The sequence below is a fragment of the Amycolatopsis sp. NPDC051373 genome, assembly GCF_040689465.1.
Taxonomy (GTDB): Bacteria; Actinomycetota; Actinomycetes; order Mycobacteriales; family Pseudonocardiaceae; genus Amycolatopsis.
In genome coordinates this window covers 128,217-148,935 of record NZ_JBFBAE010000028.1, presented here as the reverse complement: position 1 = coordinate 148,935, position 20,719 = coordinate 128,217, and the positions used below count along the sequence as shown (strand labels likewise).

Here is a 20,719-nt window from a genome sequence, read left to right as displayed (position 1 = left end):
GACCTCGCAGCCGTGTCCCCTCTGTTGGGGTGACCGTGGGAGGGCGGGTGCGGTGGGTGGTGGGTCGGGCGTGTCGGGGTGGCGGCCGATCGCACCGTTCCCGTCGAAACACCGACGCGACCTCGCAGCCGTGTCCCCTCTGTTGGGGTGACCGTGGGAGGGCGGGTGCGGTGGGTGGTGGGTCGGGCGTGTCGGGGTGGTGGCTGATCGCACCGTTCCCGTCGAAACACCGACGCGACCTCGCAGCCGTGTCCCCTCTGTTGGGGTGACCGTGGGAGGGCGGGTGCGGTGGGTGGTGGGTCGGGCGTGTCGGGGTGGTGGCTGATCGCACTGCCCCGTCGAAACACCGACGCTATCTCGCGGCCGGGTTGCCTTTGCGGGGTGACCGTGGGAGGGCGGGTGCGGTCGCGAGGTGGTCATCGCGGTGGGAGTGGGGTCGGTGGTCGGGTCGGCTGTGCGCAGTGGCCCAAGGCAGCTCGGCCTTCGTGGCGCATGGCGCCTTCACCTCTTCGACGAACCCCGACACGCCCGAGCCCGACATGCTCGGTTTCGCACCCAAGCCCGCGCCAGACACCTGCCCTCGCGACGAAGCCCGACCTGCCCGGTCTCACAGCCAACCTTGACTCGCCTGGCCTCGCGCCCGGGTCCGAGTGCGAGTCCGCCCGGCCTCGCACCCAAGCTCGCCTCGCCGCCTCTCGCGACCAAGCCCCAGCCCGATGGCTGGTCTCGCGCCCGAGCCTCGCGCTCTCGGCTTCGCGACCATGCCCGACTGACCTGGGCTCGCGATCAAGCCCTTGCCCGACACGTTCGGGGTCCCGACCAAGCCCTCGCCCGGCTCACCTGCTCTCGCGACGAAGCCCGGCGTGCGCGGCCTGCGGCCAACATTGACTCGCCTGCCCTCGCGCCCGAGCCCGACACACCAGGTTCGAGATCAAGCCCAGCTCGCCTGCGCTCGCGGCCAACCCCCGACACGCCCGACCCCACAGCCAATCTCACATTCCCACCCAATTCACTCTCCCGGGGGTGACCCACCCGCGAGATCGCGCCGGCTTCCGGATTGGGGCGGTGCGATCGGCCCCCGGCCGATCCGACCGCCCCAATCCGGAAGCCGGCTCAAAGGCGATCTCGCACGCCCCTGCGAAGCCGGGGCAGAAAACACAGCGATCTCGCCCGGCCCGGCGGAGCCAGGGCCAAGGACACGGACACAGGTCACTCCCTTCCCACACCTTGACCCCTACTCTTGCCCGCATGGCCGCGACCCGACAGCACGGTGCCGGGCCGTCCCGGCGCGCCACGCCCGGCGACGGCGGGCTGCTGCTGTTCCGGGTGGCCGGGGTGCCGGTGCTGCTGGCGCCGTCGTGGTGGATCGGGTCGCTGATCATCGTGGTGCTGTACGCGCCGCTGGTGGGGCGGCTGCTGCCCGACGCGTCGACGCCCACGTCGTGGCTGCTGGCGGCCGCGTTCGCGGTGCTGCTGGGGCTGTCGGTGCTCGCGCACGAGCTGGGGCACTGCCTCGTGGCGCTGCGGTTGGGGATTCCTGTGCGGCGGCTGCGGCTGTTTCTGCTCGGCGGGCTGTCCGAGGTGGCGCGAACGCCGCGCCGGCCCGGGCAGGAAGGGCTGGTGGCCGCGGCCGGGCCGGCGGTCTCGCTGGTGCTGGGCGGGTTCTGTGCCCTGCTGATGCTCGCCGTGCCGCCTGACGGTGCGGTGTGGCTGCTGGTCGCGGAGTGCGCCGTGGCGAACTTCGCGGTGGGCGTGTTCAACCTGCTTCCCGGGCTGCCGCTCGACGGCGGCCGCCTCGTGCGGGCCGGCGTCTGGGCCGCGACGGGGCTGCGCGCCAAGGGCACGCGCGCCGCCGTGGCCGGGGGCGCGGTGGTCGCGACTGGCTTGATCGTGTGGGCGCTGTGGGGCCTGGCCACCCAGAGCGAGGATCGCTGGCTGCGGCTCGGCGTCTGCGTGGTCACGGCGTGGTTCGTGATCCTCGGCGCCCGTGCGGAGCTCGCGGCCGAAGCCCGGCGCAGCTGGCCCGACGGCCTCGAGCTGACCGAGCTGGTCCGCCCCGTTCTGCAGCTGCCCGCGGAAAGCCCGGTGTCCGACGCGCTGGCCGCCTCGGCCGGCCGCGGGGTCGTCCTGGTGCGCGCCGACGGGGTCGCCGCGGGGCTGCTCGACGAGCAGGCCGCCGAACAGCTGGCCGGGACCCACCCGCACGCCCCGGCGGAACTCGCGGCCGAGCCGATCCGTGCCGAGACGGTGCTGCTGGCCTCCGACCCGGGGGAGGAGATCGCCGAACGCGTGCGCGAAACCCCCGCGTGGCAGTTCCTCGTGGTCGACGACGAGGGCCGCCCCGCCGGCGTGCTGCGCCGCGAAGACCTCCGGGCCGCGTTCGTGCGCGGCCGCCACGCTCACTGAGAGTGCACCCGACCAGCGACCCGCGCAGACGACCTGCGAGGATCTGACGCCAGCGTTTCGCGTGTGAGGTGGAGGAAGAAGTTGTCGGTCAGCGGACCGTTTCGCGCAGGAGACCGGGTTCAGTTGACGGACTCGAAGGGCCGGCACTACACCCTCACGCTCGCCGAGGGCGGGGAGTACCACACCCACCGCGGTGCGCTCGCGCACGACGAGCTGATCGGGCTCCCCGAGGGCTCCGTGGTGACCTCGGCCGGCGGCAGCAACTACCTCGCGCTGCGGCCCCTGCTGCCGGACTACGTGCTCTCCATGCCGCGCGGCGCCCAGGTGATCTACCCCAAGGACGCGTCGCAGATCGTGATGTGGGGCGACATCTTCCCGGGCGCGCGCGTCCTCGAAGCCGGTGCCGGCTCGGGCGCGCTGACGCTCTCGCTGTTGCGCGCCGTCGGCCCGGCCGGGCACGTGTCCTCCTACGAGATCCGCGACGACCACGCGGAGCACGCCGAGCGCAACGTCGTGAAGTTCTTCGGCGAGAAGCCGGATAACTGGTCGCTCACCGTCGCCGACCTGGCCACGCACACCGGCGAGGTCGACCGGGTCGTGCTCGACATGCTCGCGCCGTGGGACCAGCTGCCGAACGTCGCCGCGCACCTCGTGCCGGGCGGCGTCCTCACGGTGTATGTGGCGACCGTCACACAGCTTTCCCGTGTGACGGAGTCGTTGCGGGAACAGCAGTGCTGGACCGAACCGGAGTCGTGGGAGACGCTGATGCGCCCGTGGCACGTCGTCGGCCTCGCGGTGCGGCCGGACCACCGGATGGTGGCGCACACGGCGTTCCTGCTCACCGCGCGCCGGCTGGCAGACGGCACGGTGTCCCCGCGCGTGTCGCGCCGGCCCGCGAAGGGCAAGGGCTGAGGCCTAGCCCGGCACACACCACCGGCCGCGTTCCCGGTGCATCGGGAACGGCGTGTCCTTGCGCCCGCCCGGGCCTGCCACGTGCACGGTGACGCCGGCCGAGTCCCCGGCCACGTTCGGCGGCCCCGCCAGGGTCACGGTGAGCGGTCCCGCCGCGTCCCAGTTCGACTGCAGTTCGGCCAGTGCCTGGGAAGTCTGCGGTTCGCACGTGAGCCGGCCGAACTCCGTGGCGTCGCCGCGCTTGATGGCGTCGACGATGGCGTTGGCGAGCACGTTCGTCGCGGCGACGTCCGCGTCGCTCGCGGGTGAGGAAGACAAGGGGACGCTCGCCGGCTGGGAAGTCGCGGCAGGCGGTGGCGGTGAGGGCCCGGCCGGTGCGACCAGCACCAGGCCGAGCACCGCGCCGGCCACGAGAGCGCCGAGCACGACGAGCCCGGCGGTGAGTCTGCCACTCACCGCCGGGGTCTCACTGCTTGTCCGCCTGGGCGTCGACCAGGCACCAGACGCCGGCCTCGCGCTTCGAGGTCATCGTCCCGTTCGCCGTTCTCGCGCCCTGCGTGGCCTTGTACCGCACGGACGCAGTGTCGCCGTTCTCCTGTGCGGCGCCCGTGAGCTGGATCTGGGTGGTCGGGATGTCCACGGCGCCACCGTTGTAGAGGCTGCGGCAGGCCAGTCCGGCGAGGGCGGCACCGTCGCCGCTGGTGAAGTCGTCCGCGGCGGCCTGGAACAGCTCCTGCGCGCTTTGCTTCCCGCCGGGTGCCGGCGAGTTGCTGCCGGAGGCCGAACCCGTCGACGGGGTCGAACTGGTGCTCGTGCTGGGCCGGGTCGGCGCGCCGGTGTTCGGCAGCCCCGCGCCCGGGCTGCTCACGGCCGGGGGCGCCGGCAGGGCTGCGGTGTCGGTTTTGTCCTTGTCGTCACCCGAAAGCCCGATGACGAGACCGATCGCGGCACCCACCACGACCACGACGCCGACGGCGATCCCGACGATCAGGCCGGTCTTCTTTTTCTTCGGAGGCTGCTCGTTGTAGCCGCCGAAGGACTGATAACCACCCGGTTGGCCGTACTGATCGCCGAAACCGCCCTGCTGCTGGCCCTCCGGCTGCCCGAACTGCTGCGTTCCGCCCTGCTGGTACGGATCTTGCTGCCCGTACTGCTGGGGCCCGCCGTGGGGCTGGTAGGGATCTTGCTGGCCGTACTGCGGTGGCTGAGAGTACGGATCTTGCTGCCCGAAGGGCGGGGGCTGCTGAGCCGGGTAGCCCGGCTGCTGCTGCGGACCGGACTGCGGGTACCCGCCCTGTGGGGGCCAGGTGCCCGGCTGCGGCTGCCCGCCGTAGGGCTGCCCGCCGGGGTAGCCGGGCTGCTGCTGAGGGCCGGACGGGGGCTGACCTGGGCCCTGCTGGGACTGTCCGTAGGGATTCGGCTGCTGCCCGTAACCTCCGTAGCCACCGCCCTGCTGGCCGTGACCACCGGGCTGCTGCGGCGGGTAGGTCATGTGTGGTGCCCCCTAGTGTTCCTTCGCGTGCCGACCTGGCCACCGGGTGAGGTGAACCCCGGGCGATGCTAGCCAGGCCACCCGGGATCCGTGCGCTCAGGCCGGAATCCGGCGAAACCGGGGTTGGCGGCGGCGGCCGAGGGGTACCTGCACCGTGCTCGCTTTCGCGTGGTGGAACACGGCGTGACGGCCTCCGGTGTCCGGGCACCGAATCGGCCGCTTGCGCATCCGTGACGACCGTGCTGAGCGGGTGCGGAAATCGCGACGCGCCGATCTTGTGATGCGGAAAGGCCTTTTATTGTCGGTGATCGCCGGTACCGTGGAATGAAAAGCACTCCGAGGAGGTGCCCGATGCATCATGACCTTCCCGGAGGTCGGCGCGAGGAGGCCGACCCTTCAGCAACAGGCGGAGCTGGGCAGACGGCGGAACAACAAGCCCGGCAGATCCGTTTTCTCGAGGAGGAAGTGGCGCTCTTGCGTCGCAAACTCACCGATTCGCCGCGGCAGAACCGAGTTCTCGAACAACGCCTCGCGGAGGCGTCCGAACGGGTGAGCCAGCTCACCGAGCGCAACACGAAACTGGTCGAGACCCTGCGCGAGGCGCGTGGTCAGCTGCTCGCCCTCCGCGAAGAGGTCGACAGGCTGGCTCAGCCGCCGAGCGGCTACGGGGTCTTCGTCACCTCGTACGAGGACAACACGGTGGACGTCTTCACCGCGGGCCGCAAGATGCGGGTCTCGGTGTCGCCGGCCGTGGAGATTTCGTCGCTGCGCCGTGGTCAGGCGCTGCGTCTCAACGAGGCACTCACCGTCGTCGAAGGCGGCGATTTCGAGCGCACCGGTGAGGTGTGCGCACTGCGTGAGGTGCTCGCACCCGAGGACGAGGGCGGCGTGCCCCGTGCCCTCGTGGTGGGGCACGCGGACGAGGAGCGGGTCGTCCTGCTCTCCGAACCGCTGGCCGAGCAGCCGCTCAAGCCGGGCGACTCGCTGCTCGTCGACACGAAGGTCGGGTACGCGTACGAACGCGTGCCGAAGGCCGAGGTCGAGGACCTGGTGCTGGAGGAGGTGCCCGACGTCCGCTACGAGGACATCGGTGGCCTGAGCAGGCAGATCGAGCAGATCCGCGACGCGGTGGAGCTGCCGTTCCTGCACGCCGATCTCTACCAGGAATACCAGCTGCGGCCGCCGAAGGGTGTGCTGCTCTACGGGCCTCCGGGCTGCGGGAAGACGCTCATCGCCAAGGCGGTGGCCAACTCCCTGGCCAAGAAGGTCGCGCAGGCACGGGGCGACAAGGCGGACGGGAAGTCCTACTTCCTGAACATCAAAGGTCCCGAGCTGCTCAACAAGTTCGTCGGCGAGACCGAGCGGTCCATCCGCCTGATCTTCCAGCGGGCACGGGAGAAGGCCTCCGAGGGCACTCCTGTCATCGTGTTCTTCGACGAGATGGACTCCATCTTCCGCACCCGTGGTTCGGGCGTGTCCTCCGACGTGGAGACCACGATCGTGCCGCAGCTGCTGTCGGAGATCGACGGTGTGGAAGGGCTGGAGAACGTCATCGTCATCGGCGCCTCCAACCGTGAGGACATGATCGACCCGGCGATCCTGCGGCCGGGCCGGCTCGATGTGAAGATCAAGATCGAGCGTCCGGACGCCGAAGGCGCGAAGGACATCTTCTCCAAGTACCTGGCCGAAGGCCTGCCGATCCACGCCGACGACCTGGCGGAGTTCGGCGGGGACCAGAAGGCCACGTTCGACGCGATGATCCAGCACACGGTCGAGCGCATGTACGAGGAGAGCGACGAAAACCGGTTCCTCGAGGTGACCTACGCCAACGGGGACAAGGAAGTCCTGTACTTCCGCGACTTCAACTCGGGCGCGATGATCCAGAACATCGTGGACCGGGCGAAGAAATCGGCCATCAAGTCCGTGCTGGAGACGCAGCAGCCCGGCTTGCGTGTGCAGCACCTGCTGGACGCGATCGTCGACGAGTTCGCGGAGAACGAGGACCTGCCGAACACCACGAACCCGGACGACTGGGCCCGGATCTCGGGCAAGAAGGGCGAGCGGATCGTCTACATCCGCACGCTCGTCACCGGCAAGAACCAGGACTCGGGGCGGGCGATCGACACCGCCACGAACACGGGTCAGTACCTGTAGAAGTCGTTTCGAGACGTGGGGCTACCGGTTCGCCGGTGGCCCCACGCTTTCGTTCGCGCCTTGCACCTGCACCACACGGCGGCGCGGCGTGAGCTTGCCGTGCGATGCCAGGATTCCGAGGACCACCAGGACGGCGCCGGCGGGTTCGTTCCAGTGCACGGGCTCGTGCAGCACGAGGACGCCGAGCACCACCCCGACCACCGGTGTGAGGTAAGTCACCGACGAGGCGTGCGCCGCGCCCCAGGCCGCTACTACGCGTGTGTTCCACACGTACGCGATGCCCGTCCCGAGTACACCGAGGGCGAGCATGCTCACCACCACGGCCACGCTCAGGTGCATCGGCTGCGCCGCGATGAGCGGCGACAGCAGGGCCAGCAGCACGGTCGCCGACCCGACCTGTCCGAACGCGACCACCACCGGATCCGCGCCCCGCGGCGACACGAACCGGCGCAGGTACACAAAAGCCGCGCCGTAGCACGTCGTGGCGCCCAGACACGCCAGCTGGGCCGTGAGCTCGTGCGACAGGTCCACGCCCTGCCACACGCCGACGAGCGTCAGCACACCCGCGAACCCCAGCAGCAGCCCCGAGACGCGCGCGGCGGTGAGGCGCTCGGCCGGCAGGGCCGCCGCGGCGAACAGCATCGTCAGCAACGGCGTGGTCGCGTTGAAGATGCTGGCCAGCCCGGACGAGATGTACTGCTCGGCCCACGAGAACAGCAGGAACGGCGCGACGCACAACAGCACCGACACCACGGCGAGGTGACCCCACAGCGCGCGGTCGCGGGGGAGGGGCCGGCGGCGCACCACGAGGACCACCGCCAGGGCGAGCGCGCCGAACCCGACCCGCGCGAACGCCACCTGGGCAGGGGAGAGGCCCTCCAGCCCGACCTTGATGAAGAGAAAACTCGCGCCCCACACCACCGCCAGCGCGACAAACCGCGCACTGACGCCGAACCGCCCGCTCATGACCCTCCTGATCGCCGCCTGCTCGTGGTCAGTCAAGGGGTTCGCCACGCCGGGAGGCCAGCGCTTTTCGGCCATCTCGCTCAAGTCTGGTGTATAACGCCCTATACTTCCTGGCTGTGAGCACCGACGACACTCCGCGCCCGCGCGCCCCGATCACCGAAGCCGACGTCCTCACCTGGCTGGAGACGACCGCGGCCGCCGTCCAAGCGGGGGAGCTGAACGCCAACGACCTCATCGACCTGCTGGGGGAGCTGCGCCGCGCGTCCGCCGCCTGCGCCGACGCGTCAGACTGGGCTCTGCTCGCCGCCCGCGAGGAAGGCGCCAGCCTCCGCCAGATCGCCCCGGTCTTCGGCAAAGGCTACGTCCGAGCGCCCGCCGCCCGGCTGGAAAAACTCCACCGCCAAGCCCAGAACTCCGGACAATGGCTCGCCATCCTCCGGCACAAACAATCCGTATAACGACCTATACATCTGGCTGTTGGAGAAAAAATCCGTACCCGGCAATGCATTCGCGTCACCACACAAAACCCGCACAGACAAGGACACCGAATGGAGCGCATCGCGGTCGGGCTCGCCGCTCTCGGCCGGCCCGCGTACATCAACCTGGGCCGGGAGCTGCCGGGGACGCGGGACGTGCCGGCGATGCGTGCCGCGACCCACGAGGTGCTCGACGCGGCCTACGCGGCGGGCGTGCGCTGGGTCGACGTCGCGCGTTCCTACGGGCTGGCCGAGGACTTCCTCGCGAGCTGGCTCGCGGAGACCGGCCACACCGACGTGACGGTGTCGAGCAAGTGGGGCTACCGCTACGTCGGCGAGTGGCGGCTCGACGCGCCGGTGCACGAGGTCAAGGAGCACTCGGCGGCGCGGTTCGCCGAGCAGTGGGCCGAGACGCGGGCCCTGCTGGCCGACCAAGTGAGCCTGTACCAGGTGCATTCGCTCACTGTGGACAGCCCCTTGTTCTCCGACGCGGCGCTGATCGAAGCGCTGGCGGGATTGTCCGATCAGGGCGTCGAGGTCGGGTTCTCCACGTCCGGGCCGGCGCAGGCGGACGCTGTGCTGCGCGCGTTCGAGCTGGAAGCGGCGGGGCGGCCGGTGTTCTCGTCGGTGCAGTCCACTTGGAACGTCCTGGAGCCGTCGGTCGGCGGGTCGCTCGCCCAGGCGCGGGCGGCGGGGAAACGGGTGCTGGTCAAGGAGACGCTGGCCAACGGGCGGCTGGCCGTGGAGGCGCCCGCGCCGCTCGCGCGCATCGCCGCCGCGCACGGGGTGGGTCCGGACGCGGTCGCGGTGGCTGCGGTACTGGCGAACGACTGGGTTTCGGCGGCGCTGGTGGGTCCGTCGAGCACTGCGCAGCTGGCCGCGAACCTGGCGGCCACCCGGGTTTCGCTGACTGCGGACGAGGTGGCCGAGTTGGCGGCTCTGGCGGAGTCGCCGGAGGAGTACTGGCGGCACCGGTCCCACCTCGGGTGGGACTGAGCGGCTGCACTACCCTCGCTGCAGCGCGGGCCCGGCGGGTGGGCCGCGGTTCTCGGATCTTCCGGAGGGGCGGCAGGTGCGTCATCGGCAGGTGCTCGCGGTGGCGGCGGTCGCGCTCGTAGGGCTCACGTCCGCGTGCGGCAACCGGCCCAACGATCTCGAGACGTACTACGACGATCCGACGCCGGTGAACGGCGCGACGTCGTCCGCGCCGGTGATTCCGCCGCCTGCCGCGCCGCCGAGTTCTCCCACGTCCGCCGCGCCCGATCCTCGGATTCTGGCCGCTGGGGCGGCTTCGGCCGGGTTGCTGTCCGATGAGGACGTTGCGGAGGAGGGCGTGGCGCCCGGGCCGGGGAAGGCGTCGGGGTGCTTGTCGGGGTTGGCTCAGGGGGAGCGGCGGTCGGCGAGCTGGGTGTACCCGAGTGGCTCGGGGATCACGCACGAGGTCACGGCGTACGCGGGTGGGTCGGGTGCGGATGTGGTGTCCGCTGCGGATTGTGCCGGTCAGGTGCTGACGATCGCGCCGCAGCCGGGTGTTTCGCAGCAGCGGGCGTGGTGCGACGGGGCGACCTGCACGGTGCTGGTGGCGAAGGGTGAGCTGGTGTCGGCGTTGAGCGTCGCGGCGAGCACGCCGGCACGGGCGGCGGACGCGGCGAAGCGGTTGCTGCCGAAGGTCGTGGCGAAGCTGGTTGCTCAGCAGTAGCGGCGGAACCACTCCTGGACGCCTTCGCGGCCGTCGGGGATGAAGGGGCTTTCGGGGTCGTCGACCCAGGCGCGCAGTTCGGTCAGGGGGAGCCAGCGGCCTTCGACGATTTCTTCGGCCTGGTGGTGGATGGGGCCGTCCCAGCGGACTTCGTAGGCGAAGTTGTGGCAGTGGACGGTGCCGTTGTCGTAGATCTTGGTGAACAGGGGTTCCGGTTCCACTCCGTGGACGCCGAGTTCTTCGGCGAGCTCGCGGCGGGCGCAGTCGGCGGGGGTTTCGCCTGCGGCGACGACTCCGCCGGCCCAGCAGTCCCAGGTGGACGGGAAGATGTCCTTGTCCGCGGTGCGGAGGTGGACGTACACGGATTCGCCGTCGCCCGAACGGACGAGCACCACGCCGGCGGCGTGCCACAGTCCTTCGGCGCGGACGCGGGAGCGGGGGGCCTGGCCCACGACGTGGCCGGCGCGGTCATAGAGGGCAACGAGTTCGTCACTGCCTGGCATGGGGGCATCGTCGCACGGCCTTACCCCGTAGGGTGGTGGGTATGCGTCGGATCATGGGAACCGAAGTCGAGTACGGCATCGCCGTGCCCGGGGACGCCACGGCGAACCCGGTGCTCACCTCGACTCAGGTGGTGCTCGCCTACGCGGCGGCTGCTGACATTCCGCGGGCTCGCCGGGCCCGGTGGGACTACGAGGTGGAGTCGCCGTTGCGCGACGCGCGCGGGTTCGACTTGACGGGTCCGGGTGGGCCGGGGCACGACCCGGACGTGGAGGATCTGGGCGCCGCGAACGTCATTTTGACGAACGGTGCGCGCCTGTATGTGGACCACGCGCACCCGGAGTATTCGGCGCCTGAGGTCACGAACGCGCGGGACGCGGTGATCTGGGACAAGGCCGGCGAGCGGGTGATGGAGGAGGCGGCGCTGAAGGCGGCGTCCGTGCCGGGTCAGCCGCCGTTGCAGCTGTACAAGAACAACGTGGACGGCAAGGGTGCGAGCTACGGCACGCACGAGAACTATCTGTGTTCGCGGTCGACGCCGTTCACCGCGATCATCGCCGGGTTGACGCCGTTCTTCGTGTCGCGGCAGGTGGTGACGGGCTCGGGGCGGGTCGGGATCGGCCAGCAGAGCGAAGAGGCCGGTTTCCAGCTGTCGCAGCGGTCGGACTACATCGAGGTCGAGGTCGGCCTGGAGACGACGCTGAAGCGCGGGATCATCAACACGCGCGACGAGCCGCACGCGGACGCGGACAAGTACCGGCGGCTGCACGTCATCGTCGGTGACGCGAACCTGTCGGAGTATTCGACCTACCTGAAGGTGGGTACGACGGCGCTGATCCTGGATCTCATCGAGTCGGGGATCCGGTTCGACGAGTTGAAGCTGGACGAGCCGGTGCGGGCCGTGCACAAGATCAGTCACGACCCGACGTTGAAGACGAAGGTCGAGCTGGCGAACGGGAAGAAGTTCTCGGGGCTGGACATGCAGTTCGCCTACCACGAGATCGCGTCGGCGAACCTCGAGCGCACGGGTGCGGACGAGGCGTCGAAGGAGGTTCTGCGGGTCTGGGGCGAGGTGCTGGACGCGTTGGCTCGGGATCCGCAGGAGTGCGCGGACCGGCTGGACTGGCCGGCGAAGCTGCGGCTGCTGGAGGGGTATCGGGAGCGGGACCAGCTGGCGTGGGGTGCGCCGCGGTTGCGGCTGGTGGACTTGCAGTACTCGGACGTGCGGCTGGCGAAGGGCCTGTACAACCGGCTGGTCACGCGTGGGTCGATGAAGCGGCTGGTCACGGAGGAGGAGGTCCAGGCGGCGATCACGACTCCGCCGTCGGACACCCGGGCGTACTTCCGGGGGCGGGCTCTGGAGAAGTACGCGACGTCGATCGCGGCCGCGTCGTGGGATTCGGTCATCTTCGACGTGGGCAAGGAGTCGCTGGTGCGGATCCCGACGCTGGAGCCGCTGCGGGGCACGAAGGCGCACGTCGGGAAGCTGCTGGACGCGGCGGCGACGGCCGAGGAGCTGGTCGAGGCGATCACCGGTTCGGACTAGTCCGAACCGGCACGGGGCCGCGGATCGGGATCGCGGCGTTGCCCCGAATGTCGGGGCCGCTGGGTAGGCTAGGAATCATCGGCCACACCGGGAGGCGATATGGCGCAGGAGAAGATCGAGAAGCACGGCGGTGGAGACTCCGACGAGGAGTTCGAAGCCACCGGAGCGGCGGGCCAGGAGCGGCGCGAGAAGCTCGGCGAGGACGTCGACACGATCCTCGACGAGATCGACGACGTGCTAGAGGAGAACGCCGAGGACTTCGTTCGCGCCTACGTGCAGAAGGGCGGCGAGTAGTCGTTCGCGGCCGGTAGCCGCCCTCGGGTTTCCGGGGGCGGTTGTCGGTTGGCGTGCCGCTGTGCGACTTCGGCGGTGCGGGCGACATACTGCGCGGCGACGGATGGCGCGGCAGAGTTCGCCTCGGCACGGTTTCGGGTTGCACAGCTTCGGCACGCGGCTTCAGCGTTGTTTCTTCAGCCGATACAGATGGGAACCAAGAGCACGTATGGACAACACCTTCCCTCGGGCGGGTTTTTCGGGACCCGGCCTGCCTGCTTCGTACTTCTCGCCGGCTTCGTCGTCGTTCGCGGACTTCGTGCGGGCGCAGGCGCCTGAGCTGTTGCCGGCGCGGCGGGTGCCGTCGTCCGGGGCGGGTGAGCTGGCGGTGCCGCACGGGACCACGATCGTGGCGCTGACGTTCGCCGGGGGTGTGCTGATCGCGGGTGACCGGCGGGCGACGTCGGGGAACCTGATCGCGAGCCGGGACATCGAGAAGGTGCACGTCACGGACGAGTACTCGGCGGTGGGGATCGCGGGTACCGCGGGCCTGGCCGTGGAGATGGTCCGGCTGTACGCGGTGGAGCTGGCGCACTACGAGAAGATCGAGGGTGTGTCGCTGTCGCTGGACGGCAAGACGAACAAGCTGGCCGGGATGGTGAAGGCCAACCTGGACATGGCGATGGCGGGCTTGGCCGTGGTGCCGCTGTTCGTGGGCTATGACTTGGAGGCCGAGGACGCGAAGCGCGCCGGCCGGATCATCTCGTACGACGCCGCCGGTGGGCGCTACGAGGAGAACGCCGGGTACGCGGGTGTCGGTTCGGGTTCGCTGTTCGCGAAGTCGGCGTTGAAGAAGCTGTACGACCCCGACGCGGATGTCGACGCCGCGGTGCGGGCGGCCGTGGAGGCGTTGTACGACGCCGCGGACGACGACACGGCGAGTGGTGGGCCGGACCTGGTGCGGCGCATCTTCCCGAGCGTTGTCACGATCACCGCCGAGACCGGTGCGGTGCAGCTGCCGTCGGAGCAGACGGCGGCGGTGGCGGAGGCCGTGGTGGCCGGCCGCGCCGAGCGCACGCACCACCGGCCGAGCTGATCGCCGGTGACTTTCCCGAACGCTGAACCTTCGACCGCCGGTACACCGGAGAACGTGGAGCCGACACCGTGACGATGCCGTTGTATGCCTCTCCCGAGCAGCTGATGCGGGAGCGTTCCGAGCTGGCGCGCAAGGGCATCGCGCGCGGCCGGAGCGTGGTGGTGCTGAAGTATTCCGGCGGGGTGCTGTTCGTGGCGGAGAACCCGTCGGCGACCTTGCACAAGGTGTCGGAGATCTATGACCGGATCGGGTTCGCCGCGGTGGGCCGGTACTCGGAGTTCGAGAACCTGCGGGTGGCGGGGATCCGGCATGCGGACCTGAAGGGCTATCAGTACGACCGGCGTGACGTGAGCGCGCGGGCGCTGGCGAACGCGTATGCGGCGACGCTGGGCAGCATCTTCACCGAGCAGCTGAAGCCGTTCGAGGTGGAGGTGTGTGTCGCCGAGGTCGGGGCGAACCAGTCGGAGGATCAGCTGTACCGGCTGACTTACGACGGGTCGATCTTCGACGAGTCGCCGTTCGTGGTGATGGGTGGCCAGACCGAGCCGATCAGCACGAAGCTGAAGGACACCGTCGACCCGGAGCACGATCTGGCGACGGCGCTGGCGACGGCGATCGAGGGCCTGCGGGCGTCCGCGTCGTCGTCGAACGGCAACAACGGTGCGGCCGCTGCCGAACCGGACCAGATCAAGCTCGAGGTGGCCGTGCTGGACCGGGCGCGGCCGCGGCGGGCGTTCCGTCGGCTCACGGGGGCGGCGCTGGATGCGTTGCTGCCCGCGGCGCCGGCGAAGGACGACGCCGAGAAGCCGGCCGAGGGTGACTCGGACGGTGACTCCGCCAAGGAGTGACGGCCACGGAGTGAAGTGGTCGTGCGAGTGGGCCGTCCGGGTTTCCGGGCGGCCCACTCGGCGTTTCAGGACTGGTTCAGGACGCCGGCGTGCTGCGAAAGTTCTGGTCGGCGAAGGCCAGGAGGTAGGGCAGGGTCGCGCGGGCGGTGTGCCAGGTGTGGTTGAAGCCGTGTTCGGTGTGGACGACGGCGTCCTGGCCGCGGCGGTGCAGCGCGTCGGCGATGCGGTGGGCCGTGGCGACGTCGGTGGGGGCGCCGGTGCCGGCCGCGAGGAGCACGGAGATCGGTGCGGTGAACGTCATCGTCGGCAGGTAGTGGCGTGGCGTGTTCGCGGCGATGGCGGAGGGATGGCCGTCGAGGACGCCGATGGAGTCGTTGAGGTCGTCGTAGGGCAGGGCGATCACGAGGGTGGCGAATTCGTCGAGGTGGTGCAGGCCGGTGTTGAGGGCGGCGAACCCGCCGCCGGACATGCCGCCGAGTGCGCGGTGGCGGCGGTCGGCGAGGGTCCGGTAGTGGTGGTCGACGCCGGTGACGACGGTTTTGGCGAGGTAGGTCTCGAGCTGTGGCCCGCCGGGGACGTCGAGGCCTTCCCAGTCCTTGCTGGGCACGCCGGCGGTGAGGTCGACGCTGACCACGATCATCGGGGCGATCACGTGGTCGGCTTCGAGGTTGTGCAGCGCGTCGGGCGCGGCGCCGGAGGTGAGCCAGTCGCGCGGGCCGCCGTAGGGGTAGCCGTGGATCAGGTAGACGACGGGGTAGCGGTGGCCGGCGTTGGCCGGGTCGTCGTAGCCGGGCGGCAGGATCACGTAGTTCTCGCCCGAGGGTACGGCGTCGGCGGGGTCGGGCAGGCTGAGCACGTCGATGCGTTGCCCGCTGCTCACCACCGCGGGGTGGCGCTGCGCGGTGGCGGCCGGCGCGTCGGGTTCGTCGGCGCCGTCGTCGAGCAGCATCCCCACGGCGTCGGCCGCGCCGGAGCCGCGTTCGAAGAGCCGGCCGAGGTCGCCAGGGGTGCGGACGTAGCCGACGTAGCTGTTCACGGCGGTCACGGCCGCGAGGAGGAAGAGCACCACCGCGCCGCCGGTTCCCCAGCGGCGGGCGCGCCGGTGGTGCCCGAGCACGATGGTCACGGCGAGTACGGCGACGGCCGCGCCCGCGGCGGTCAGCCAGATCGCCGGTGACTCGAGCGGGCCGAGGTCACGCGCCTGTGCCGTGATGTCGGGCGGCAGTACCGGGTCGACCGCGGCTTGCGGCATCACGATCGCACCGCCGGGCGCGTGGCATCGCATGAGGAAAAACGCACGAGGGGGTTCCCTGCCGTGAACGGAAGCGGGCAGGGTCGCCCGCACCTGACGTGATCACGCTAGGGACGAGGTGCTGTGGATTCGCTGTGAGCGGGTAAAACGCTGGTCAAGCCCGGTTGTCGGGGTTGCGGTAGATCGTGAGGGCGCTGGGGCGGGCGCGGAAGGTGAACTCGTTGCCGAGCGGCCCGACCTCGCCGTCGGTGGCGACGCGGCGGTTGCCGCCGAGCAGCTTCACGCGCAGCTCCGGCACGTCCAGCTGCTGGTAGACGTGGCTGGCGTTGAGGCTGTTGGTCACCATCGCGAGCAGGAACCGGGCGCGGGAGTACGGCACGTCGGCGCGCAGGTAGCGCACGTCGAGCAGGCCGGTGTCCAGCGCCGGGCGCCGCGACGGTGCGAAGCCCTTGGGGGAGTAGGTGCCGTTGCCGACGAAGATCAGCCAGACGTCGGCGGGTTCGTCGTTGAGCAGGATCGGCAGCGGTTTCGCACCGCGCAGCACGCGGGCCAGCGCCAGCGCGGCCGCGGGCCATTTCGGGTGCTTCTGCTGCAGCTTCTCGCGCAGCCGGACCATCTCGGGGTAGCCGCCGAGGCTCGCGGTGTTCACGAACCAGCGGTGCTCCGCTTCGCCCGCGCCGTGGACCTCGACCTCGCCCAGGTCGATGCCGACCGCGTTGCCGGCTTCGGTGGCCGCGTCGGCGTCGGGCATCGACCGCACGCCGACGTCACGGGCGAAGTGGTTGAGCGTGCCCGCGGGAATGAGCGCGAGCGGCAGGCCGCGTTCGGCGGCCACGGACGCGACCGCGGCGACCGTGCCGTCACCACCCGCCACGCCCAGCGCACGCACGGAGCCGCCGCGGGCGTCGATCTCGGCCGCGAGCTGGTCGCGCAGGTCCTGGTGCGGGTCGGGGTAGAGCAGCGTGGCCTTGGGCCAGGCGTAGCGGACGTCCTCGGTCGGGTCCTGGCCGTCGACGCCGGAGTGCGGGTTGACCAGGGCCAGCATGTCCTCGCCGTCGCGCATCTCCGGCGCTTCGGCCGTGTGCGCGGTGCGGGCGGGCACGTCGGGGTGCAGCGGCCACCAGTGCCTCGTCAGGGCGGCGACCCCGACGCCGATCACCAGGCCGGCGCCGACGTCACTGGGCCAGTGGACGCCGGTGTGCACCCGCGAGTACGCGACCGCGCCCGCCAGCGGTGCGACGACGAGCCCGGCCTTGGGCGACTCCATCGCGACGGCCGTGGCGAACGCGGCCGCCGATGCCGCGTGGCCGGACGGGAACGACGAGGACGTGGGCCGCTTGCGCAGCCGCCGGTGCTCGGGCACCTCGTCCTCGGCCGGGCGCCGGCGGGGGAACATCGGCTTGCCGAGCAGGTTCGCGGCCGCGCTCGCCCCGGCGATGGCGACCATCCCGCGCAGCGCTCCCCGGCGCGTCGCACCCTTGCGCGCGGCCAGTGCGGCGGCCACGACCCACCACAGGCGCGATTTGTTCGCGGATTTCGAAAGCCGGCCCAAAACATCGTCGGCGCGGGTCTTCGGCAGGGCCGCGCTACGGCGGATCAGGGCCCGATCGGTGCGCCCCACCTTCCGGAACGGGCGGCTGAGCTGGTACAACACCGTCGCTGACCTCTTCTCCGTCCGGCCTGGGCCACGCTGCTCCGTCGCCGGATTCGCGCGATTTCTCACCCCACGCAACGTACCGACCGCGTGTCGCCGCCCGATCGGCGCACCGCTCAAGGGGGTGCAGCGCCTACTCTGGTGGGATGCAGCGGCGGATCTTTGGCATCGAGACCGAGTTCGGGGTCACGTGCACCTTCCACGGTCAGCGCAGGCTCTCGCCCGACGAGGTCGCGCGGTATCTCTTCCGGCGGGTCGTGTCCTGGGGACGCTCGTCGAACGTCTTCCTCTCCAACGGCTCCCGGCTCTACCTCGACGTGGGCTCGCACCCCGAGTACGCGACGGCCGAGTGCGACGACCTCACGCAGCTGGTCACGCACGACAAGGCCGGTGAGCGGATCCTCGAGGACCTGCTGGTCGACGCCGAGCGCCGGCTGGCCGACGAGGGCATCGGCGGCGACATCTTCCTGTTCAAGAACAACACCGACTCCGCGGGCAACTCGTATGGCTGCCACGAGAACTACCTCGTGACGCGCGCCGGCGAGTTCTCCCGCATCGCCGACGTGCTGCTGCCGTTCCTCGTGACCCGCCAGCTCATCTGCGGCGCGGGCAAGGTCCTGCAGACCCCCCGCGGCGCCGTGTACTGCCTCTCGCAGCGCGCGGAGCACATCTGGGAGGGCGTCTCCAGCGCCACCACACGCTCGCGCCCCATCATCAACACCCGCGACGAGCCCCACGCCGACGCCGAGCGTTACCGGCGCCTGCACGTGATCGTGGGCGACTCGAACATGGCCGAGCCCACCACGATGCTCAAGATCGGGTCGGCGAACCTGGTGCTCGAGATGATCGAGGCCGGCGTGCAGTTCCGCGACTTCACCCTCGACAACCCGATCCGGGCGATCCGCGAGATCAGCCACGACCTGACCGGCCGTCGCCAGGTCCGCCTCGCCGGCGGCCGCGAGGCCTCGGCGCTCGACATCCAGCGCGAGTACCACGCGCGCGCCGTGCAGCACCTCAAGGAGAATGGCTCCACCCCCGCCAACGAGCGGGTGGTCGAGCTGTGGGGCCGCGCCCTGGAGGCCGTCGAACAGCAGGACTTCGCGAAGATCGACACCGAGATCGACTGGGCCATCAAGCACCGCCTGGTCGAGCGCTACCGCGCGAAGCACGACCTGGACCTCTCCAGCCCCCGCATCGCCCAGCTCGACCTCGCCTACCACGACATCCGCCGCGGCCGGGGCATCTTCGACCTGCTGCAGCGCAAGGGCCTGGTCAAGCGCGTCACCGACGACGGCGAGATCGAAGCCGCCAAGGACACCCCGCCCCAGACCACCCGTGCCAAGCTCCGCGGAGACTTCATCGCCGCCGCCCAGGCCGCCGGCCGCGACTTCACCGTCGACTGGGTCCACCTCAAGCTCAACGACCAGGCCCAGCGCACCGTGCTGTGCAAGGACCCGTTCCGCTCGGTGGACGAGCGAGTGGAACGCCTGATCAGCTCGCTGTAACCCGCCAGGACCGCAGCCGCCGAGGGTCGCCCCGCCACCACGCGAGGCGGCCCTCGGGCATTTCCGGCGCAATCGGCTCGGGCCCGACGGGCGGTTGGCAGATCCGGCGTTCCCGACGAAAGTCGCCGTCCGGGTGCGGCAAGATCGGCCGCATGCGGCTCGTGCGTACGTTGGTGGTTCTGCTGGGTGCGGTGCTGCCGCTGGTCGCCGGTGGGGTGGCGGGCGCGGCTCAGCGGCTCCCGTCGTGGCGGCTGACGCCGACCGGGCTCCCGGCGCAGTTCCGGGGGCTTTCGGCCGTCAGCGGGCGCGTGGCGTGGGTCAGCGGCACGCAGGGGACCGTCTTACGCACCACGGACGGCGGCCGCACCTGGAGCCCCGTCGGGCCGCCCGGCACGGAGACGCTGGAGTTCCGCGACATCGAGGCCTTCGACGCCGACCACGCCGTGGTGCTCTCCATCGGCCCCGGGGAGGACTCGCGCGTCTACCGCACCGACGACGCCGGCCGGCACTGGCGCCAGACGTTCGCCAACCCCGACCCGAAAGCGTTCTACGACTGCTTCGCCTTCTTCGACCCCTGGCGCGGTCTCGCGATGAGCGACCCCGTCGACGGGAAGTTCCGCGTGCAGGCCACCGCGGACGGCGGCCGTACCTGGCGGCAGATCCCCGACAGCGCGTTCCCGCCCGCCCTGCCCGGCGAAGCGGGCTTCGCGGCGAGCGGCCAGTGCGTGGCCACCTCCGGGCCGTTCGACGCGTGGCTCGCGATGGGCGGCGGGGACCGCGCCCGGGTGCTGCACACCGGCGACGCCGGGCACCACTGGACCGTCGCCGACACCCCGCTGCCCAGCAGCGCGTCCGCCGGCGTGTTCGCGCTCGCGTTCCGCACGCCGTGGCAAGGCGTCGCGATCGGCGGGGACTTCGCGAACCCCACGGCGCCCGGCCCGGCCGTCGCGCTCAGCGCCGACCGCGGCCGTACCTGGCGCACCCCGGCGCAATACCCCGCGGGCTACCGCTCCGGGCTCGCGTGGCTCGGCGGCTCCGTCATCGCCGTCGGCCCCGGCGGCAGCGACCTCAGCCCCGACGGCGGCCGCCACTGGACGCGGTTCGACACCGGCAGCTTCGACACCGTCGACTGCGCGCCCGCGGGCAGCTGCTGGGCCGGCGGCACCGGCGGCCGCGTCGCCCGGCTGGAGCGCTAAAGGACCTGCCCGGTCGGGCGGACCATGATCTCGTTGACGTCCACCGACGGCGGCTGCTCCAGCGCGTAGAGCACCGCGCGGGCGACGTCGTCGGCCTCGAGCTTCGGCTTGCGCCGCTGCTCATCCGTCAGGATGTCGGTGTCGGTGATACCGGGCTGCACCAGCGTGACCCGCACGCCCGTGCCCACCGCCTCCTCCCGGATTCCCGCCGCCAGCCCGCTCACCGCCCACTTCGTCGCCGAATACAGGCTCCCCTTGCGCGGGTAACGGCCGGCGACCGAACCCGTCAGCACGAGATGACCGCTCGTGTCCGCCAACGCCGGCAGCACGGCACGGGCCGTGAGCGCGGGACCGTAAACGTTGGTCAGCACCAGTTCCCGCCACTGTTCGGGCTCCGCGCCGCCGTTGCCGAAGAACGACACGCCCATGCCGATCCCGGCATTCGCGAAAGCCGCGTCCAGCCGCCCGAACCGCGCCAGCGTCGCCTCGACCGCGCCCGACACACCCCGCCAGTCGGTGACGTCGGCGGCCAGCGCCAGCGCGTTTTCCTCGCCGAACTCGGCCACGAGCGGGGCCACGACCTCGGATTTCCGGGCCACGAGCGCCACCCGGAACCCCGCCGACACGGCGCGCCTGGCCGTGGCCGCCCCGATCCCTCGCGACGCTCCGGTCACCAGCAGTACACGTTCAGCCATGGTTCTAGGCTAGGGTCGCGACGCGTTCGGGGAACCTCACGATCGGGG

At 71.0% G+C, this 20,719-nt stretch carries 19 protein-coding genes; 12 read left to right on the top strand and 7 right to left on the bottom strand.

Annotation, left to right across the window (positions count from 1 at the left end; translation table 11 throughout):
* Positions 1–1,248 precede the first annotated feature (1,248 nt).
* Together AB0383_RS39410 and AB0383_RS39405 are read left to right on the top strand one after the other, a co-directional pair.
* Positions 1,249–2,406 carry a M50 family metallopeptidase gene (locus AB0383_RS39410; RefSeq protein ID WP_366190003.1) on the top strand — a complete coding sequence of 386 codons (1,158 nt, stop codon included), beginning with the start codon at positions 1,249–1,251 and terminating at the stop codon, positions 2,404–2,406.
* Positions 2,407–2,487: 81 nt separating this feature from the next.
* Positions 2,488–3,318: a tRNA (adenine-N1)-methyltransferase gene (locus AB0383_RS39405; protein ID WP_366190013.1), complete on the top strand. Its 831-nt coding sequence runs from the start codon at positions 2,488–2,490 to the stop codon at positions 3,316–3,318.
* Between the two features lie 3 nt (positions 3,319–3,321).
* Here AB0383_RS39405 and AB0383_RS39400 read toward each other — a convergent pair whose 3' ends face one another.
* Together AB0383_RS39400 and AB0383_RS39395 are read right to left on the bottom strand one after the other, a co-directional pair.
* Positions 3,322–3,774, bottom strand: coding sequence for a hypothetical protein (locus AB0383_RS39400; RefSeq protein ID WP_366190002.1), 453 nt, complete (start codon positions 3,772–3,774; stop codon positions 3,322–3,324).
* Positions 3,775–3,784: 10 nt separating this feature from the next.
* Positions 3,785–4,810, bottom strand: coding sequence for a hypothetical protein (locus tag AB0383_RS39395; protein ID WP_366190001.1), 1,026 nt, complete (start codon positions 4,808–4,810; stop codon positions 3,785–3,787).
* A gap of 351 nt (positions 4,811–5,161) precedes the next feature.
* Here AB0383_RS39395 and arc point away from each other — a divergent pair, with 351 nt between their 5' ends.
* Complete coding sequence (gene arc, locus AB0383_RS39390; protein WP_364180039.1) at positions 5,162–6,964, top strand: proteasome ATPase; 1,803 nt, start codon at positions 5,162–5,164, stop codon at positions 6,962–6,964.
* 21 nt (positions 6,965–6,985) lie between these two features.
* Here the strand turns inward: arc and AB0383_RS39385 are convergent, their stop codons facing one another.
* Positions 6,986–7,930: a DMT family transporter gene (locus AB0383_RS39385; protein ID WP_364180041.1), complete on the bottom strand. Its 945-nt coding sequence runs from the start codon at positions 7,928–7,930 to the stop codon at positions 6,986–6,988.
* Between the two features lie 116 nt (positions 7,931–8,046).
* Between AB0383_RS39385 and AB0383_RS39380 the strand changes: the two genes are divergently transcribed.
* The 3 genes from AB0383_RS39380 to AB0383_RS39370 all read left to right on the top strand — a co-directional run bounded on the left by AB0383_RS39380 (position 8,047) and on the right by AB0383_RS39370 (position 10,105).
* Positions 8,047–8,388 (top strand): hypothetical protein, encoded by a 342-nt coding sequence (locus tag AB0383_RS39380; protein WP_364180043.1) that lies wholly within the window; start codon positions 8,047–8,049, stop codon positions 8,386–8,388.
* A gap of 90 nt (positions 8,389–8,478) precedes the next feature.
* On the top strand, positions 8,479–9,402 hold the full coding sequence (locus AB0383_RS39375; RefSeq protein WP_366190000.1) for an aldo/keto reductase: 924 nt from the start codon (positions 8,479–8,481) through the stop codon (positions 9,400–9,402).
* 76 nt (positions 9,403–9,478) lie between these two features.
* Positions 9,479–10,105 carry a hypothetical protein gene (locus AB0383_RS39370; RefSeq protein WP_366189999.1) on the top strand — a complete coding sequence of 209 codons (627 nt, stop codon included), beginning with the start codon at positions 9,479–9,481 and terminating at the stop codon, positions 10,103–10,105.
* On the opposite strand, the gene AB0383_RS39365 is transcribed toward AB0383_RS39370, so the two are convergent.
* Complete coding sequence (locus tag AB0383_RS39365) at positions 10,096–10,608, bottom strand: NUDIX domain-containing protein (RefSeq protein ID WP_366189998.1); 513 nt, start codon at positions 10,606–10,608, stop codon at positions 10,096–10,098. The two genes, AB0383_RS39370 and AB0383_RS39365, sit on opposite strands and share 10 nt — an antisense overlap.
* Positions 10,609–10,649: 41 nt before the next feature.
* Here AB0383_RS39365 and dop point away from each other — a divergent pair, with 41 nt between their 5' ends.
* From dop to prcA, 4 genes are all read left to right on the top strand, one after another.
* A complete protein-coding gene (gene dop, locus AB0383_RS39360; protein WP_364180051.1) occupies positions 10,650–12,152 on the top strand; it encodes a depupylase/deamidase Dop in 1,503 nt (500 codons plus the stop codon).
* A gap of 99 nt (positions 12,153–12,251) precedes the next feature.
* Positions 12,252–12,446, top strand: coding sequence for a ubiquitin-like protein Pup (locus AB0383_RS39355; RefSeq protein WP_220240779.1), 195 nt, complete (start codon positions 12,252–12,254; stop codon positions 12,444–12,446).
* 208 nt (positions 12,447–12,654) lie between these two features.
* The gene (gene prcB / locus AB0383_RS39350) at positions 12,655–13,521 is read left to right on the top strand and encodes a proteasome subunit beta (protein WP_364048730.1); all 867 of its coding nucleotides are present in this window, start codon (positions 12,655–12,657) and stop codon (positions 13,519–13,521) included.
* A gap of 68 nt (positions 13,522–13,589) precedes the next feature.
* The gene (prcA, locus tag AB0383_RS39345) at positions 13,590–14,369 is read left to right on the top strand and encodes a proteasome subunit alpha (protein WP_364180053.1); all 780 of its coding nucleotides are present in this window, start codon (positions 13,590–13,592) and stop codon (positions 14,367–14,369) included.
* Positions 14,370–14,445: 76 nt separating this feature from the next.
* Here prcA and AB0383_RS39340 read toward each other — a convergent pair whose 3' ends face one another.
* Both AB0383_RS39340 and AB0383_RS39335 read right to left on the bottom strand, forming a co-directional pair.
* The gene (locus tag AB0383_RS39340; protein ID WP_366189997.1) at positions 14,446–15,621 is read right to left on the bottom strand and encodes an alpha/beta hydrolase-fold protein; all 1,176 of its coding nucleotides are present in this window, start codon (positions 15,619–15,621) and stop codon (positions 14,446–14,448) included.
* 154 nt (positions 15,622–15,775) lie between these two features.
* On the bottom strand, positions 15,776–17,275 hold the full coding sequence (locus AB0383_RS39335) for a phosphatase PAP2 family protein (RefSeq protein WP_366189996.1): 1,500 nt from the start codon (positions 17,273–17,275) through the stop codon (positions 15,776–15,778).
* A 146-nt stretch (positions 17,276–17,421) separates the two neighbouring features.
* Here AB0383_RS39335 and pafA point away from each other — a divergent pair, with 146 nt between their 5' ends.
* Complete coding sequence (gene pafA, locus AB0383_RS39330) at positions 17,422–18,780, top strand: Pup--protein ligase (RefSeq protein WP_220240774.1); 1,359 nt, start codon at positions 17,422–17,424, stop codon at positions 18,778–18,780.
* 161 nt (positions 18,781–18,941) lie between these two features.
* Positions 18,942–19,976: an oxidoreductase gene (locus tag AB0383_RS39325; protein ID WP_366190012.1), complete on the top strand. Its 1,035-nt coding sequence runs from the start codon at positions 18,942–18,944 to the stop codon at positions 19,974–19,976.
* Here AB0383_RS39325 and AB0383_RS39320 read toward each other — a convergent pair.
* Entirely contained in the window at positions 19,973–20,671 is a 699-nt protein-coding gene (locus AB0383_RS39320; protein WP_366189995.1) for an SDR family oxidoreductase, read from the bottom strand. The genes AB0383_RS39325 and AB0383_RS39320 overlap by 4 nt on opposite strands.
* Positions 20,672–20,719 lie beyond the last annotated feature (48 nt).

What these genes read in the sequence shown, in the direction of transcription:
- AB0383_RS39365 (WP_366189998.1), bottom strand. Translation starts at nt 10,608, where the DNA reads ATGCCAGGCAGTGACGAACTCGTTGCCCTCTATGACCGCGCCGGCCAC.
- AB0383_RS39395 (WP_366190001.1), bottom strand. Translation starts at nt 4,810, where the DNA reads ATGACCTACCCGCCGCAGCAGCCCGGTGGTCACGGCCAGCAGGGCGGT.
- AB0383_RS39410 (WP_366190003.1), top strand. Translation starts at nt 1,249, where the DNA reads ATGGCCGCGACCCGACAGCACGGTGCCGGGCCGTCCCGGCGCGCCACG.
- AB0383_RS39375 (WP_366190000.1), top strand. Translation starts at nt 8,479, where the DNA reads ATGGAGCGCATCGCGGTCGGGCTCGCCGCTCTCGGCCGGCCCGCGTAC.
- AB0383_RS39340 (WP_366189997.1), bottom strand. Translation starts at nt 15,621, where the DNA reads ATGCCGCAAGCCGCGGTCGACCCGGTACTGCCGCCCGACATCACGGCA.
- prcB (WP_364048730.1), top strand. Translation starts at nt 12,655, where the DNA reads ATGGACAACACCTTCCCTCGGGCGGGTTTTTCGGGACCCGGCCTGCCT.
- arc (WP_364180039.1), top strand. Translation starts at nt 5,162, where the DNA reads ATGCATCATGACCTTCCCGGAGGTCGGCGCGAGGAGGCCGACCCTTCA.
- dop (WP_364180051.1), top strand. Translation starts at nt 10,650, where the DNA reads ATGCGTCGGATCATGGGAACCGAAGTCGAGTACGGCATCGCCGTGCCC.
- AB0383_RS39320 (WP_366189995.1), bottom strand. Translation starts at nt 20,671, where the DNA reads ATGGCTGAACGTGTACTGCTGGTGACCGGAGCGTCGCGAGGGATCGGG.
- AB0383_RS39355 (WP_220240779.1), top strand. Translation starts at nt 12,252, where the DNA reads ATGGCGCAGGAGAAGATCGAGAAGCACGGCGGTGGAGACTCCGACGAG.
- AB0383_RS39385 (WP_364180041.1), bottom strand. Translation starts at nt 7,930, where the DNA reads ATGAGCGGGCGGTTCGGCGTCAGTGCGCGGTTTGTCGCGCTGGCGGTG.
- pafA (WP_220240774.1), top strand. Translation starts at nt 17,422, where the DNA reads ATGCAGCGGCGGATCTTTGGCATCGAGACCGAGTTCGGGGTCACGTGC.